We start from the raw sequence: 15,222 nt of genomic DNA, 5'->3' as shown, positions 1-15,222 counted from the left end.
ACCCATGCCAGCAGGTAGCATTCTAGTCGCCGACGACGATACCGCGATCCGCACCGTGCTCAATCAGGCGCTGATCCGCGCCGGATACGAAGTGCGGCTCACCAGCAACGCCGCCACACTGTGGCGCTGGGTCAATCAGGGCGAGGGCGACCTCGTCATCACCGACGTGGTGATGCCGGACGAAAACGCCTTCGACCTGTTGCCGCGGATCAAGAAGCTGCGGCCGAACCTGCCCGTCATCGTCATGAGCGCGCAGAACACCTTCATGACCGCGATCCGCGCGTCCGAGCGCGGCGCTTACGAATATCTGCCGAAGCCCTTCGACCTGAAGGAACTGATCGCGATCGTCGGCCGCGCGCTGGCGGAGCCCAAGGAGCGTCCGTCGGGCGCCCCAGACGAGGGCGAGTTCGATTCCATCCCGCTGGTCGGCCGCTCCGCCGCGATGCAGGAAATCTACCGCGTGCTGGCGCGGCTGATGCAGACCGATCTCACCGTGATGATCACCGGCGAGTCCGGCACCGGCAAGGAACTGGTGGCGCGGGCGCTGCACGATTACGGCAAGCGCAGGAACGGGCCGTTCGTTGCCATCAACATGGCGGCGATCCCGCGCGATCTCATTGAGTCGGAGCTGTTCGGGCATGAGCGTGGCGCATTCACCGGCGCCAACACCCGCGCGACCGGCCGCTTCGAGCAGGCGGAAGGCGGCACGCTGTTCCTCGACGAGATCGGCGACATGCCGATGGAGGCGCAGACGCGACTGCTGCGCGTGTTGCAGCAGGGCGAATACACCACAGTCGGCGGCCGCACCGCGATCAAGACCGACGTGCGGATCGTCGCGGCCTCCAACAAGGACCTGCGCATCCTGATCCAGCAGGGTTTGTTCCGCGAGGATTTGTTCTTCCGTCTCAATGTCGTGCCGCTGAGACTTCCTCCTCTGCGCGAACGCATCGAGGACCTTCCCGATCTGGTCCGGCACTTCTTCGCGCTGGCGGAGAAGGACGGCCTGCCGCTGAAGAAGCTCGATAGTCAGGCGATGGAGCGGATGAAGCAGCACCGCTGGCCGGGCAATGTGCGTGAGCTTGAAAACCTCGCGCGCCGCCTCGCGGCGCTGTACCCGCAGGACGTCATCACCGCCTCCGTGATCGAGGGTGAGCTTGCCCCGGCCGCCGGCACGGGGGCGGCTTCAAACGGTGGGCCGCAGAAGGTCGAGAATCTCGGCAACGCGGTCGAGAGCTATCTCGCGGCACACTTCGCGGGTTTCCCGAACGCGCTGCCTCCGCCCGGCCTGTACCATCGGGTTTTGCGCGAAATGGAGGTTCCGCTACTGACCGCCGCCCTGGTGGCAACGCGGGGCAATCAGATCCGGGCCGCCGATCTTCTCGGGCTGAACCGCAACACATTGCGCAAGAAAATCCGCGACCTCGATATTCAGGTCTACCGCACCGGCTAGGCGTCTCTCACCCGGGGCATTTTGCCATTGGATAGGGCAAAATCGCCTACGGGCACGCCTAGGAATTGTCGCAATTCGGCAACATTGTGATATGAATGCATCACTGATGCGGTAATGCCGCATCGATTTATCTCCTCTTGCATCATCGGGCATGACCGCGTCGGAGACCTCGGCCTCGATCGAACCCCGCTTTGCCGAGCCGCAGGGCAGGCGGCTGCGCTGGCTGCTGATGCCGGTCGCGGTCGCGCTGGCGTTGATCTCCGCGTTTCTCACTTTCGTGGTGCTGACCGGCCTCACGCCGATCACGCCGACCCATGAGGTCGTGATCGGTTTCCTTCTGATCAACGCAGCGACCATCCTGCTGCTGCTGCTGATCATCGGGCGGGAAATCTGGCTGGTGATCCAGGCACGGCGGCGGGGACGGGCGGCGGCGCGCCTCCACGTTCAGATCGTGGCGCTGTTTTCGGTCATCGCGGTTCTTCCGGCCGTGCTGGTCTCGATCGTCGCCAACGTCACGCTCGACCGCGGCCTCGACCGATTGTTTTCCGGCCCGACCAAGGCCGTGATCCAGAATTCGCTGACGATTGCCAACGCCTATCTGTACGAGCACGCCCAGTTGATCCGTGGCGACGTGCTCGGCATGGCCAACGACCTCAACAACGCGCGGCCGTTGTGGGATCAGGACCGCCAGAGCTTCCGCAACGTGCTGACACAAAACGCGAGAGCACGCGATTTGCCGGGCGCGATGATCATCGACAAGGACAGCAATGTTCTCGAGACCGCCGCCAACGGCATTACCCAGACCTTTACCACGCCAGCGCCGGATTTTCTCACGAACGTCACCGAGGACGACCCGCAGATCGGTGTTTTCATCCAGCAGAACTATGTCGCGGCGGTGATCCGGCTACGCGCGTTTCAGGATACGTTCCTGTATGTGGCGCGGCTGCTCGATCCGCGCGTTGTCGCGCAGTTGCGGCAAACGCAGGCGAGCGTCGCCGAATATAGCGAGCTTGAATCGCGCAAGCTCGGCATTCAGGTCGCCTTCGCGCTGATGTTCACCGTGATCGCCCTGACGGTGCTGATGTCGGCCGTGGTGATCGGCCTGAATTTCTCGAACCGTCTGGTGGCGCCGATCCGGCGGCTGATGAGCGCCGCCAATCTGGTTTCGACCGGCGACCTGCACGTTCAGGTGCCGGTGATCAAGTCCGAGGGCGATCTCGCCAACCTCGGCGAAACCTTCAACAAGATGACGCAGGAGCTGCGCACCCAGCGCGACGAGCTTGTGAGCGCCAGCAACATGATCGACAGTCGCCGCCGCTTCATCGAAGCCGTGCTGTCGTCAGCGAGCGCGGGCATCATCGGCGTCGATAGCGAAGGCAGGATCGGCATTCTCAACCGGTCGGCGGAAAAACTGATTGGCCTTGTTGAGACCGAAGCGGTCAACCATCCACTGTCCGAGGTTGTGCCCGAACTGAACGAATTGATGGCGAACGCCAGGAGCGGCTCGCATCGCCTGTTGCAAGGCGAGATCGAGATCAACCGCGCGGGTGTCGCGCGCAATCTCTCCGTCCGTATCACCGCCGAGCAATCGGGGCAGGCGCAGGAAGGCTACATCATCACGCTCGACGACATCACCGAGCTGGTGTCGGCGCAGCGCACTTCCGCATGGGCGGACGTGGCACGGCGCATCGCGCACGAAATCAAGAATCCATTGACGCCGATCCAGTTGTCGGCGGAACGCATCCGCCGCAAGTTCGGCAAGACCATCGTCGAGGATCGCGCGGTGTTCGACCAGTGCACCGACACCATCGTGCGGCAGGTCGATGACATCCGCCGCATGGTGGACGAGTTCTCCAAGTTCGCGCGAATGCCGAAGCCCGTGATCGAGGGCGAGGACGTCGCCGACACCGTGCGGCAGGCCGTGTTCCTGATGCGGGTCGGCCATCCCGATATCGATATCGAGGCCGACATCAAGCAAGACCCGATGCGGGCTCATTTCGACCGGCGGCTGATCTCGCAGGCCCTGACCAACATCATCAAGAACGCCACTGAGGCGATCGGCGCGGTGCCACAGGAAGAACTCGGCAAGGGACGGATCGATGTCACGGCCGCGCAGGAGGATGACGACATCATCATCGACGTCATCGACAACGGCGTCGGCCTGCCCAAGGAAAGCCGCGCCCGGCTGCTCGAGCCTTACGTGACCACACGCGAGAAGGGCACCGGCCTCGGCCTCGCTATCGTCGGGCGCGTACTTGAGGATCATGGCGGCAAGATCGAATTGAACGATGCCTCCAACATCAGGCCGGGGCAGAGGGGCGCGTGGGTAAGGCTGCGCTTTGCCGTCTCAGGTCGCGCGAAAGACACCGACGTAAAGACCAGCGATACGCCACAAAAGACAGAAACAGCGGAAGCAACCCATGGCGAATGACATTCTGATCGTTGACGACGAAGCCGACATCCGCGACCTCGTCGCCGGCATTCTCGACGACGAGGGATACAAGACGCGAACCGCGCGCGACAGCGACACCGCGCTGGCGGAAATATCCACTCGTCGGCCAAACCTGATCTTCCTCGACATCTGGATGCAGGGCAGCAAGCTTGACGGATTGCAACTGCTCGAACAGATCAAGAAAGATCATACCGATGTGCCGATCGTGATGATCTCCGGTCACGGCAACATCGAAACCGCTGTCGCGGCGATCAAGCGCGGCGCCTACGACTTCATCGAAAAGCCCTTCAAGGCCGACCGGCTGGTACTGGTCGCGACCCGCGCACTGGAGAATTCGCGGCTCAAGCGCGAAGTCCGCGAATTGAAACAGCTCGCGCCATCCTCCGGCTCGCTGGTCGGCAAGTCGCCCTGCATGAACCAGTTGCGCCAGACCATCGATCGCGCGGGCAAGGCCAACAGCCGTATCATGATCGTGGGACCGTCTGGCGCAGGCAAGGAACTGGTCGCGCGCACGCTGCACAATCTGTCGAGCCGCGCATCGGGCCCGTTCGTCGTCATCAACGCGGCCGCGATCACGCCGGAGCGGATGGAAGTCGAGCTGTTCGGCGTCGAACTCGCCGATGGCGAGACCGGCCGCAAGGCGGGCGCGCTCGAGGAGGCGCATGGCGGGACGCTGTTCATCGACGAAATCGCCGACATGCCGCGCGAGACGCAGAACAAGATTCTGCGCGTGCTGGTGGATCAGACCTTCCAGCGCGCGGGCGGCACGACCAAGGTGAATGTCGATGTCCGCATCATCTCGTCCACCTCGCGCAATCTGGAAGCGGAGATCGCGGAAGGACGTTTCCGCGAAGACCTCTATCACCGCCTTTCGGTGGTGCCTATCCGGGTGCCACCGCTGGCCGAGCGTCGCGAGGACATTCCCGAACTCGTCGATTATTTCATGGACCAGATTTCGAGCACCACGGGCCTGCCGAAACGCAAGATCGGCGAGGACGCGATGGCGGTGCTGCAATCGCATGTCTGGCCGGGCAACGTGCGCCAGTTGCGCAACAACATCGAGCGCGTGATGATTTTGGCCGGCGGCGAGCCGGAGGCGACGATCACCGCCGACATGCTGCCGCAGGATGTAGGCTCGATGATTCCGGCGATGCCGACCGGCGTGAACGGCGAACACATCATGGGACTGCCGCTGCGCGAGGCCCGCGAAGTGTTCGAGCGCGACTATCTGATCGCCCAGATCAGCCGCTTCTCCGGCAACATTTCGCGCACGGCGGAATTCGTCGGCATGGAGCGGTCGGCACTTCATCGCAAGCTCAAGGCGCTGGGAGTCGGCTGACCGATGGCGCGCATTGCTTACGTCAACGGCCGCTATTGCGATCTGCGCGATGCAGCCGTCAATATCGAGGACCGCGGCTACCAGTTTTCCGACGGCGTCTATGAGGTCTGCGAAATCCGCAACGGATCGCTGGTCGATCTGCCCCGGCACATGGCGCGGCTGAAGCGTTCGCTCAGCGAAATCCGCATTGCAATGCCGATGGGGGAGGCAGCGCTTGCGGCCGTGATGCATGAAGTCGTTCGTCGCAACCGCGTCCATTACGGCCTGATCTATCTTCAGATCACGCGCGGCGTCGCCCACCGCGATCACGCCTTCCCGTCTCCCGCAGTCAAGCCGAGCCTGACGATCACCGCGAAAAGCCTGAACTTCGAGAAGAATCAGGCCATGGCGGCCAAGGGCATCGCTGTCATCACCGTGCCGGAAAACCGCTGGCCGCGCGTCGATATCAAATCGGTGTCGCTGCTGCCGAACGTGCTCGCCAAGCAGCAGGCCAAGGAGCAGGGCGCCTATGAAGCGTGGTTCGTTGGTTCCGATGGTTGTGTCACCGAGGGCTCGTCCAGCAACGCATGGATTGTTACCAAAGCGGGCACCGTGGTTACGCGCTCGGCCGAAAGCGGCATCCTGCCCGGCATTACCCGCGCGGTGCTGATGGAGGTGCTGGCCGCCCTTCAAATCCGGCTGGAGGAACGCCCCTTCACAGCGGCAGAGGCCCATGAAGCGGCCGAGGCGTTCGTCACCGCGTCCACCCAGATCGTGATGCCGGTGGTGAAGATCGACGGGAAGCCGGTCGGAACCGGCGCTCCGGGGCCGATTGCCCTGAAGCTGCGCGACCATTTCCATGGTTTTTCGTCGTTTTCTTGAGATTTTTGGCTGATTTAGGCCGTTATGCCTACGATGTGGCCTTGCCTAACCTTTGGGCCTGCCCTTTAATCGCGGTGCAACACCCGGAGGGGGATCTCAGGGGGTGCGTCCGTCCGCAAGAATGCGGGCGGGAGACAACAAGAAACAGCTACGACTGCGGAAAAAATAACAATGGCAGCCGATCGCGCACAGAATCTGCAAGACACTTTTCTCAATCACGTTCGCAAATCGAAGATCCCGCTGACGATATTCCTCGTCAACGGCGTCAAATTGCAGGGCATTGTCACCTGGTTCGACAATTTCTGCCTGCTGCTGCGGCGCGACGGTCATTCGCAGCTTGTCTACAAGCATGCGATTTCGACCATCATGCCGGGTGCTCCGATCTCGCTGTTCGAGGGCGGCGAGGACGCTCCAGCTTGAGGACCTTGATTGGACCCGCATAGTTTCGGCGGGGCAGCCGATCGGCCGGGGGGGCAACCGGCACAGGGACGCGCGACGGGCCGGGTGCTCGTTGTCGGCCCATACCGGCGCGCGCGGCGTGGCGGCGCCGACCTTTCCTCCCAGACAGACGCCGTGCGCGATCCGCAGGCCCGCCTCGATGAGGCGGCCGGCCTTGCACGCGCCATCGACCTCGTTGTCGTCGAAGCCCTGATCGCGCCGCTGTCCGAGATTCGGCCCGCGACCTATCTCGGCACCGGCAAGGTCGAGGAAATCCTCGGTCTCATCAAGGCGCATGAGGTCGAGCTTGTGGTGATGGATTGCGCGCTATCGCCGATCCAGCAGCGCAATCTCGAGAAGGAATGGAACGTCAAGGTGCTGGACCGCACCGGGCTTATCCTCGAAATCTTCGGCCGCCGCGCCAAGACGCGCGAGGGCACGCTCCAGGTCGAACTCGCGCATCTGATCTACCAGCGCAGCCGCCTGGTGCGATCATGGACGCATCTGGAGCGCCAGCGCGGCGGCTTCGGATTCATGGGCGGCCCCGGCGAGACCCAGATCGAGGCCGACCGCCGCATGATCGGCGAGCGCATCACCCGCATTGAGAACGACCTGAGGAAGGTGCAGGCAACGCGGCGGCTGCATCGCGCCGGACGCCAGCGCGTGCCGTATCGTGTCGTCGCTCTCGTCGGTTACACCAATGCCGGAAAATCGACGCTGTTCAACCGCCTGACGCGCGCGGACGTGCAGGCCGCCGACATGCTGTTCGCCACCCTCGATCCGACCTTGCGCGCGCTCAAGCTGCCGCATGGCGGCAAGGCGATGATCTCGGACACCGTGGGATTCATCTCCGACCTGCCGACCATGCTGGTGGCGGCATTCCGCGCCACGCTGGAGGAGGTCATCGAGGCCGATGTGATCCTGCATGTCCGCGACATTTCACATGAAGACGCCGAGGCACAGGAACGCGATGTCGATCAGGTGCTGCGGCAGTTGAACGTCGAGACCGATTCAAGCCATCGCCTGATCGAGGTCTGGAACAAGATCGACAGGTTTTCGCCGGAGGAGCGCGAAAATCTCGCGCGCATCGCCGCGCGGCGGCCGCCGGAACGGCCATGTTTTCTCGTCTCGGCGGAAACGGGCGAGGGCATCGACGCATTGCTGGCCGCGATCGAGGAGCGGCTTGCAGCCACCCGGTTCACGCTCGATCTTCGCGTCGATGCGACAGATGGCGCAGGCATCAGCTGGATTCACCGCAATGCCGAGGTGCTCGACAAGCATCTCGATGAAAATCATTTCAACATGGTGATCCGCGTGGATGAGACCAAGCGCGATATCGCCATTGCGCGTTTCGGCGCGGTGCCGCGTGAGCAGGGCGACTGAAACTAGCCGCCACTCCCGTTTTCACGCGACTTCGCCTCGCGCCACAGAGCTTCCATGTCGTCGAGCGTCGCCTGCCCAAGCGGCACGCCTTTTTTCGCCAGTTCCTGCTCGATATGACCAAAGCGCCGCTCGAACTTCGCACTGGCCGCACGCAGGGCCATGTCCGGATCGACTGCGGCGTGGCGCGCGAGGTTGACCACGGCGAATAGAAGATCACCGGTTTCCGCCGCGATTTCCCTTGCATCGCCGCCATCGAGCGCTGCTTCGATCTCGTCGGCCTCCTCACGGATCTTGGCGAGCACCGCGCGCGGATCGTTCCAGTCGAATCCAACCGTGCCGGCTTTCTCCTGAAGCGCGAGGGCATGCGCCAGCGCAGGCTGTCCGGATTTCACCGAAGCGAGCAGAGAGAGCGCCTGCGCAGGCTCCTCGCCACGGCGTAGAGCGCGTTCGGCTTTTTCCTCGGCCTTGATCCGGCTCCAGCTTTCTTTCACCTCGACGGGCGACATGCGTCCGGCCTTGTCACCGAATACATGCGGATGACGGCGCACCATCTTGGTGACGACCGCTGCAACCACATCAGGGAACGCAAAGGCGCCTTGTTCCTCGGCCATGCGCGCGTGATAGACGACCTGAAGCAGAAGATCGCCCAGTTCCTCGCGCAGATCATCGAGGTCACCGCGCGCGATCGCATCCGCCACTTCGTAGGCTTCCTCGATGGTGTAGGGCGCGATCGTCGCGAAGGTCTGCTCCAGATCCCACGGACAGCCGGTGACGGGCGTTCGTAACGCGGCCATGACCTCAAGGATGGCGGCAATGTCGGTCGGGTTCGACGGGGATTTCATGGAGCACCGGAATGATGGCGGATGCCTTTCTATGCCGCATCGGTCAGCATTCGCCCAGCCTCAATCCTGGGTTCAATCCCGATATTCCACGGTTGGCGCGGCCCATCCCGAATGATAGATCGGGCCATGGACAAAACACCCGAAAACGCCGCGCTGGTGCTGTTTTCCGGCGGGCAGGATTCCGCGACCTGTCTCGCATGGGCGCTGTCGCGCTTCGAGCGTGTCGAGACGCTCGGCTTCGACTACGGCCAACGACACGCCATCGAACTGGAATGTCGCGCGGCGCTGATCGAGGGCCTCAAACAGATTCGTCCCGACTGGGAGGCGCGACTCGGCGAAGCACACACGCTCGCCATTCCGACGCTCGCGGAAATTTCAGACACCGCGCTGACACGCGATATCGCCATTGAAATGGAAGAGGGTGGCCTGCCCAACACGTTCGTGCCCGGCCGCAACCTGCTGTTCCTCACCTTCGCCGCCGCGCTCGGCTACCGGCGCGGGATTCGTCATATCGTCGGCGGCATGTGCGAGACGGATTATTCCGGCTACCCGGACTGCCGCGACGAGACGATCAAATCGCTCAACGTCGCGCTCAATCAGGGCATGGGCCACGCGTTTGAGTTGCACACGCCGCTGATGTGGCGCGACAAGGCGCAGACATGGGAGCTGGCGCATGAACTCGGCGGCAAGCCCTTGGTCGATCTGATCGTGCAGCATTCGCACACATGCTATCTCGGCGAACGCGGCGCGCTGCATGATTGGGGCTATGGCTGCGGACGATGCCCGGCCTGCGAACTTCGAGCGTCCGGCTGGAAGCGCTACGCCGCGACGGCAGAAGGATGAGACCAGAAGTCACCCGAGCCATCCTGGGGAGAAAGGACATGAATACATTTCATCGCGCCGGCGCCGCATGTTTTGTTGCAATGATCTCGCCGTCCGCATGGGCAGCAGGCGCGGGCGGCCACCACCACCACGCCGAATATTCGGCAGGCGAACCGGGCGACGCCAGGAAAGCCGCGCGGGTTGTTCACGTCACAATGACCGAGGCCAACGGCAAGATGATTTACGCGCCGGACAGGATCGAGGTCCGCAAGGGCGAGCAGATCAAGTTTGTCCTGCGCAACAATGGTGATCTCGATCACGAGTTTCTGCTGGCGAGCACGTCCGACAATCTCAAACATGCCGATGCCATGGCAAAGAATCCGGACATGACGCACGACGATCCGAACGGCAAACGTTTGCCGCCGCGAAAGGCCGCCGAGATCGTCTGGAAATTCACCAGGCGCGGGACGTTTGAATATTCCTGTCTGATCCCGGGTCACCGCGAAGCGGGAATGGTCGGGACCGTCATCGTCAAATGACCGCCAAACACCGGCTCAAGGCCAAACGGCCAGCTTCGTCTGGATCAACTCATAATTCGCATAAGGTATATTATGGAATATATTTATATGGTTAGATTTGCAGATAATTCAAAGGATTGGGCGAGATAGCTGCCATAGGTTGAAAGCCTACGGCTCCAGTTCGAGCCGCATCCCGTCATAGCCCGGGACCACGCCGGCAGGCAGTTTTCCGCGCAGTTCCTCGTAATCGAGGTCGGCGTGCATGTTGGTGATGACGGCGCGGCGCGGCTTGAAACGGTCGATCCAATGCAACGCATGGGCCACGGAGAAATGGCTCGGATGCGGCGTGTAGCGCAGCCCGTCGACCACCCACAGGCCGAGGTTCTCGAGTGCCGGAAAACTTTCCGGCGGAATGTCGTTCAAGTCGGGGGTGTAGGCGGCATCGCCGATACGATAGCCGAGCGCCGGAATGCTGCCGTGCTGGACCCAGAAAGCGGTCAGGGTGATTGGACCGCCCTTCCCGTCGATCGTATGACTTTCACCGGCCTCGATCGAGCAGCGATCCAGAATCGGCGGATAGTCGCTGCCGGGTGGCGAGCGGAAGCAATAGGAGAACCGCTGGTCGATATCGCGGGCAGTGGACTGATTCAGATAGGTCGGAATCCGCCGTTTCTGGTGCAGCACCACGGAGCGAAGATCATCAATGCCGTGGGTCTGGTCGGCGTGCTCATGGGTCAGGAACACCGCGTCGATGTGATCGACATCGGCGTCGATAAGCTGTTCGCGCAGATCAGGCGACGTGTCGATCAGCACGCGCGTGATACCGGCGTCGCTTGTGCGCTCGACCATGGCCGAACAGCGGCGGCGGCGGTTCTTCGGATTTGCCGGATCGCATGCACCCCAACCCAACGCCGGGCGCGGCACACCAGCCGACGATCCGCTGCCGAGAATGGTAAAGACGAGACTCATGTGGCGTCGCTGTCCGGGCGCGGAACCTTGTCGAAGAACCGGAAGAAATTCTCCGTGGTCTGGCGGGAGATTTCCTCGAACGAGACGCCGCGCAGTTCGGCCAGCGCCTTTGCAGTCTCGGTCACAAAAGACGGCTCGTTGCGCTTGCCGCGATATTTGCCGGGAGCAAGGAAGGGCGCGTCGGTCTCCACCATCATGCGGTCGAGTGGAATCTCGGCCGCGACATCGCGTACGTTCTGAGAATTCCTGAAGGTCAGAATGCCGGTGAACGACACATAGAGACCGTGCGCGACGGCCTTCTTCGCAAGCTCAAGTCCGCCCGTGTAGCAATGCAGAACCGCGCGAAAAGGCCCCTTCTCCATTTCCTCGTCGAGAATGCGGCCGCAATCCTCGTCCGCCTCGCGGGTGTGGATCACCAGCGGCAGGCCGGTTTCACGCGCCGCCGCAATGTGGGTGCGGAAACCGCGTGCCTGTGCCTCGGGCGACGAATTCTTGTAGAAATAATCGAGCCCAGCTTCGCCGAACGCCACGGCCTTGGGATGGCGCGACAGCGCAATCAGTTCGCTTGCCGGAATCCCGTCTTCCTCGTCGGCCTGATGCGGATGGGTGCCGACCGAGAAATAGACGCTCGGGAAACGCTCGGCGATCGCACGCAGTCCATCGACGCGCTTCACCCGCGTCGATATCGTGACGATGCGCCCAACCCCCGCCGCTTCGGCACGCGCGACGATGCCGTCGAGATCGTCGGCGAAATCCGGAAAATCGAGATGGCAATGGCTGTCGACGAGCATCAGCTTTTGGCCGCAGGATCGGTTGGTTCGATGTAACGCGGGAAAACCGGCGCGGGCGGCGGAAGTTGCGTTCCGGGTTTGATGCGGTTCGCGAGCGCCGCGAAATCGCGCGCATCCGCCGGAACGGCCAGGATATCGAGCATCTTCGCCATCGCATCCGGCATGACCGATTGCGCGAGGATAGCGATCTGACGAACCACTTCGGCGGTGACGTAAAGCACGGTCTTCTGGCGTGCGGGATCGGTCTTGGCCAGAGCCCATGGCGCCTCGCCCGCGAAGTAACGGTTGGCCTCGGCCACCACGGCCCAGATCGCGTTCAGCGCCATATGAATCTGTTGCGTCGCCATCGCCTCGCGGGCCTGCGCCAGCATGGCGTCGGCCTGCGCCAAAATCGCCTTGTCGTTGTCGCTGAAAGCGCCCGGCTCCGGCACGATGCCGCCATGCTGCTTGCCGATCATCGACAATGAGCGTTGCGCGAGATTGCCGAGGTCGTTGGCAAGATCGGCGTTGGTGCGCGCGACGATGGCCTCGTGATTGTAGTTGCCGTCCTGTCCGAACGGCACCTCGCGAAGCAGGAAATAGCGCAACTGATCGACGCCGTATTGATCCGCGAGCGCGAACGGATCGACCACGTTGCCGACCGACTTCGACATCTTCTCGCCGCGGTTGAACAGAAAGCCGTGGGCATAGACGCGCTTCGGCACCGGAATGCCTGCCGCCATCAGGAACGCAGGCCAGTACACCGCATGGAAACGGATGATGTCCTTGCCGATGATGTGCACATCGGCGGGCCAATACTTCCAGTTGGCATCCTTCTCGTCGGGAAAGCCGATGCCGGTGATGTAATTGGTCAGCGCATCGACCCACACATACATCACGTGCTCTGGATCGTTCGGCACCTTCACGCCCCAGTCGAATGTGGTGCGCGAAACCGACAGATCCTTGAGGCCGCCTTTCACGAAACTGACGATCTCGTTGCGCCGCGAATCCGGCCCGATGAAATCGGGCTGGCTTTCGTAGAGCTTCAGCAACTTGTCCTGATAGGCGGAGAGCTTGAAGAAATAGCTTTTCTCCTCCACCCACTCCACCGGTGTCCCTTGCGGGCCACGGCGCACCTTGTCCTCGCCGACGGTGGTTTCATCCTCGGCGTAATAAGCTTCGTCGCGCACCGAGTACCAGCCCGCATAGCTGTCGAGATAAATGTCGCCGCTCGCCGCCATCCGACGCCAGATTTCCTGCGTCGAAGCATGATGCGCGGGCTCAGACGTGCGAATGAATCGATCGAAGGAAATGTTGAGCCGCTGATCCATCTCCCTGAACCGCCCCGCATTGCGGGTCGCCAGTTCGTGCGGCGTCATACCCTCCTTCTGCGCGGTCTGGATCATCTTCAGCCCGTGCTCGTCGGTTCCGGTCAGGAAGAACACATCCTTGCCATCGAGCCGCTGGAAGCGCGCAAGCGCGTCGGTCGCAATCGCCTCATAAGCATGACCGATGTGCGGAGCGCCGTTCGGATAGGCAATCGCGGTCGTGATGTAGAAGCGAGAGCGGGATGAAGTCTCTGCATTCGCCATGCGTGCGAAGGCCTTTCATTGATATCGGTCGGGTGATCCGTCGGGCTCAGGCGGACGCTTCGGCGAGCCATCCAAATACCGAAAACACCAGCGGTTTTCGTTCCAGATTGAATGATTCCGTTTCGCGGGCGGCCTTGCCGATCTTTTCCCATACCTCGGCAAACCGTGCAAGACGCGGCAAATTCGACTGCAATTCGTCGGCGCGGAGCCGCGCGGACAGCCAGCGCTCCACCGTTTCCACGAAAGTTCGCAAGGCCACGCGATCATTGAGCGACAGCGCATCTCCCAGAGTGTGCAGCGCGCGTTGGTCGAGCCGTGGCAGAATGTCGAGCAGGGCCGCCGTACGCTGTTGCAGGCCGAGCGCCTCGCCGCCCATCAGTGTCAACGCATGAGCCACGCTGCCATCGGCCGCTGCCGCCGCCTCGCGCAATTGCGGATCGGCCGCATCGGACTGCATGGCCTCGGCAGCGGCAGCAACAACCTCCTCCGCCGGCAATGGCCGCAGCGACAGCTTGCGGCAGCGCGACTGAATCGTCGCCAGCACCCGCGAGGGCATGTTGCTGACGAGCAGAAACAGCGAGCGCGATGGCGGCTCCTCCAGAATCTTGAGAAGCGCATTGGAGGCGTTGGCGTTCAGTTCGTCGACCGTATCGACGATGCAGACCCGCCACCCCGCCACCGCCGCCGTGGAGCCGAAGAAGGAAATCGTCTCGCGCGATTCATCGACCGTGATGACGCTGCGCATCACGCCTTTGTCGTTGGCGGTGCGCTCCAGCGTCAGCAATCCACCATGGCTTCCGGCTGCGACCTGCCGCGCCACCGGATGCGGCGCATCGACCTGCAAGGATGATGCTTGCTGCACATCCACCGAAGAAGGATCGGGATGCGCCAGCACAAAGCGCGCCATCCGATAGGCCAGCGTCGCCTTGCCGATGCCCTGCCCGCCGCCAATCAGCCAGGCATGCGGAATCTGCCCGCTCTTGTAGGCGGTCAGCAGCGCGGCTTCCGCCGCCGTGTGGCCATAGAGGGAAGTCGTCTCGCGCGGATGCGGGACGGAAGGCATATCCGTCTGCGTACTTCGTGCGCTCATGCGCCTGCTCCCACTGATGATGGGGCAGGCAGGCGGCTTTGCAATGCTTCACGAATACGCTCCGCCACCTTGACCGGTTCAGCATTGGCATCGATCACGACGCAGCGCGCGGGATTATCCGCCGCGATCTTGCGGTAGGCTTCGCGAAGGCTCTCATGGAAGGAGAGACTTTCTCCTTCAAACCTGTCCGCTGTCGCCAGCCCGCGCCGCTTGATCGCCCGCATCAGGCCGACAGCAACGGGCACGTCGAGGATAAATGTCAGGTCCGGCTCCAGTCTGCCGATGGTCGCATGCGTCAGCGCCCGGATGAACGCCGGATCGACCTTCCCCGCAGCGCCCTGATAGGCGGCGGTGGAGTCGGTGAAGCGATCGCACAGCACCCATGTGCCCTTGTCCAGCGCGGGCCTGATGACCTGATGCACATGATCGTCGCGCGCGGCCGCGAACAGCAAGGTTTCGGCATCCGCTCCCAGCAGCTTGCCGACGCCCGACAACAACAAGTGCCGGACGATTTCCGCGCCGGGCGATCCGCCCGGCTCGCGCGTCACCAAAGTCTCGATGCCCCGGGACTTCAGGGAATCCGCCAGCATCTGGATCTGCGTGGACTTGCCCGACCCCTCACCGCCTTCAAAAGTGATGAAGCGGCCGATGGCGTGACCTTGGCGAGGCATGGATTTTGCGGCGCGTTTCGCCATG

14 protein-coding genes are annotated in these 15,222 nt (G+C 62.7%); 8 read left to right on the top strand and 6 right to left on the bottom strand.

The genetic code is table 11. The features are described from left to right. The first annotated feature begins 4 nt into the window (after positions 1 to 4). The 6 genes from ntrC to hflX all read left to right on the top strand — a co-directional run bounded on the left by ntrC (position 5) and on the right by hflX (position 7,923). Positions 5 to 1,450, top strand: a complete 1,446-nt coding sequence (gene ntrC, locus AFIC_RS08770) for a nitrogen regulation protein NR(I) (RefSeq protein WP_275245870.1) — start codon at positions 5 to 7, stop codon at positions 1,448 to 1,450. 151 nt (positions 1,451 to 1,601) lie between these two features. Continuing rightward, positions 1,602 to 3,881: a sensor histidine kinase NtrY-like gene (locus tag AFIC_RS08765; protein ID WP_275245869.1), complete on the top strand. Its 2,280-nt coding sequence runs from the start codon at positions 1,602 to 1,604 to the stop codon at positions 3,879 to 3,881. Further along, complete coding sequence (ntrX, locus tag AFIC_RS08760; protein WP_275245868.1) at positions 3,871 to 5,241, top strand: nitrogen assimilation response regulator NtrX; 1,371 nt, start codon at positions 3,871 to 3,873, stop codon at positions 5,239 to 5,241. The genes AFIC_RS08765 and ntrX overlap by 11 nt, the downstream gene beginning before the upstream one ends. A gap of 3 nt (positions 5,242 to 5,244) precedes the next feature. Beyond that, positions 5,245 to 6,102: a D-amino-acid transaminase gene (locus tag AFIC_RS08755; RefSeq protein WP_275245867.1), complete on the top strand. Its 858-nt coding sequence runs from the start codon at positions 5,245 to 5,247 to the stop codon at positions 6,100 to 6,102. Positions 6,103 to 6,273: 171 nt separating this feature from the next. After that, positions 6,274 to 6,522, top strand: a complete 249-nt coding sequence (gene hfq / locus AFIC_RS08750; protein ID WP_009339450.1) for an RNA chaperone Hfq — start codon at positions 6,274 to 6,276, stop codon at positions 6,520 to 6,522. A 9-nt stretch (positions 6,523 to 6,531) separates the two neighbouring features. Continuing rightward, on the top strand, positions 6,532 to 7,923 hold the full coding sequence (hflX, locus tag AFIC_RS08745) for a GTPase HflX (protein WP_275245866.1): 1,392 nt from the start codon (positions 6,532 to 6,534) through the stop codon (positions 7,921 to 7,923). Between the two features lie 2 nt (positions 7,924 to 7,925). On the opposite strand, the gene mazG is transcribed toward hflX, so the two are convergent. After that, positions 7,926 to 8,765: a nucleoside triphosphate pyrophosphohydrolase gene (gene mazG / locus AFIC_RS08740; protein WP_275245865.1), complete on the bottom strand. Its 840-nt coding sequence runs from the start codon at positions 8,763 to 8,765 to the stop codon at positions 7,926 to 7,928. A 111-nt stretch (positions 8,766 to 8,876) separates the two neighbouring features. Here mazG and queC point away from each other — a divergent pair, with 111 nt between their 5' ends. Beyond that, positions 8,877 to 9,608, top strand: a complete 732-nt coding sequence (gene queC, locus AFIC_RS08735; protein ID WP_275245864.1) for a 7-cyano-7-deazaguanine synthase QueC — start codon at positions 8,877 to 8,879, stop codon at positions 9,606 to 9,608. Positions 9,609 to 9,646: 38 nt separating this feature from the next. Beyond that, the gene (locus AFIC_RS08730; protein WP_420833388.1) at positions 9,647 to 10,126 is read left to right on the top strand and encodes a cupredoxin domain-containing protein; all 480 of its coding nucleotides are present in this window, start codon (positions 9,647 to 9,649) and stop codon (positions 10,124 to 10,126) included. Between the two features lie 147 nt (positions 10,127 to 10,273). On the opposite strand, the gene AFIC_RS08725 is transcribed toward AFIC_RS08730, so the two are convergent. The 5 genes from AFIC_RS08725 to tmk are packed head-to-tail and all read right to left on the bottom strand — an operon-like array spanning position 10,274 to position 15,221. Continuing rightward, positions 10,274 to 11,074, bottom strand: a complete 801-nt coding sequence (locus AFIC_RS08725) for an MBL fold metallo-hydrolase (RefSeq protein WP_275245863.1) — start codon at positions 11,072 to 11,074, stop codon at positions 10,274 to 10,276. Continuing rightward, complete coding sequence (locus tag AFIC_RS08720) at positions 11,071 to 11,865, bottom strand: TatD family hydrolase (protein WP_275245862.1); 795 nt, start codon at positions 11,863 to 11,865, stop codon at positions 11,071 to 11,073. The genes AFIC_RS08725 and AFIC_RS08720 overlap by 4 nt, the downstream gene beginning before the upstream one ends. Continuing rightward, the gene (metG, locus tag AFIC_RS08715; RefSeq protein ID WP_275245861.1) at positions 11,865 to 13,436 is read right to left on the bottom strand and encodes a methionine--tRNA ligase; all 1,572 of its coding nucleotides are present in this window, start codon (positions 13,434 to 13,436) and stop codon (positions 11,865 to 11,867) included. Before metG ends, AFIC_RS08720 begins: the two co-directional genes overlap by 1 nt. 46 nt (positions 13,437 to 13,482) lie before the next feature. Next, positions 13,483 to 14,526: a DNA polymerase III subunit delta' gene (locus AFIC_RS08710; protein WP_275245860.1), complete on the bottom strand. Its 1,044-nt coding sequence runs from the start codon at positions 14,524 to 14,526 to the stop codon at positions 13,483 to 13,485. After that, positions 14,523 to 15,221, bottom strand: a complete 699-nt coding sequence (tmk, locus tag AFIC_RS08705) for a dTMP kinase (protein ID WP_275245859.1) — start codon at positions 15,219 to 15,221, stop codon at positions 14,523 to 14,525. Before tmk ends, AFIC_RS08710 begins: the two co-directional genes overlap by 4 nt. Position 15,222: the final 1 nt, after the last annotated feature.

Source organism: [Pseudomonas] carboxydohydrogena, from assembly GCF_029030725.1.
GTDB classification, from domain to species: domain Bacteria; phylum Pseudomonadota; class Alphaproteobacteria; order Rhizobiales; family Xanthobacteraceae; genus Afipia; species Afipia carboxydohydrogena.
This window is presented reverse-complemented; position numbering and strand designations above follow the sequence as displayed.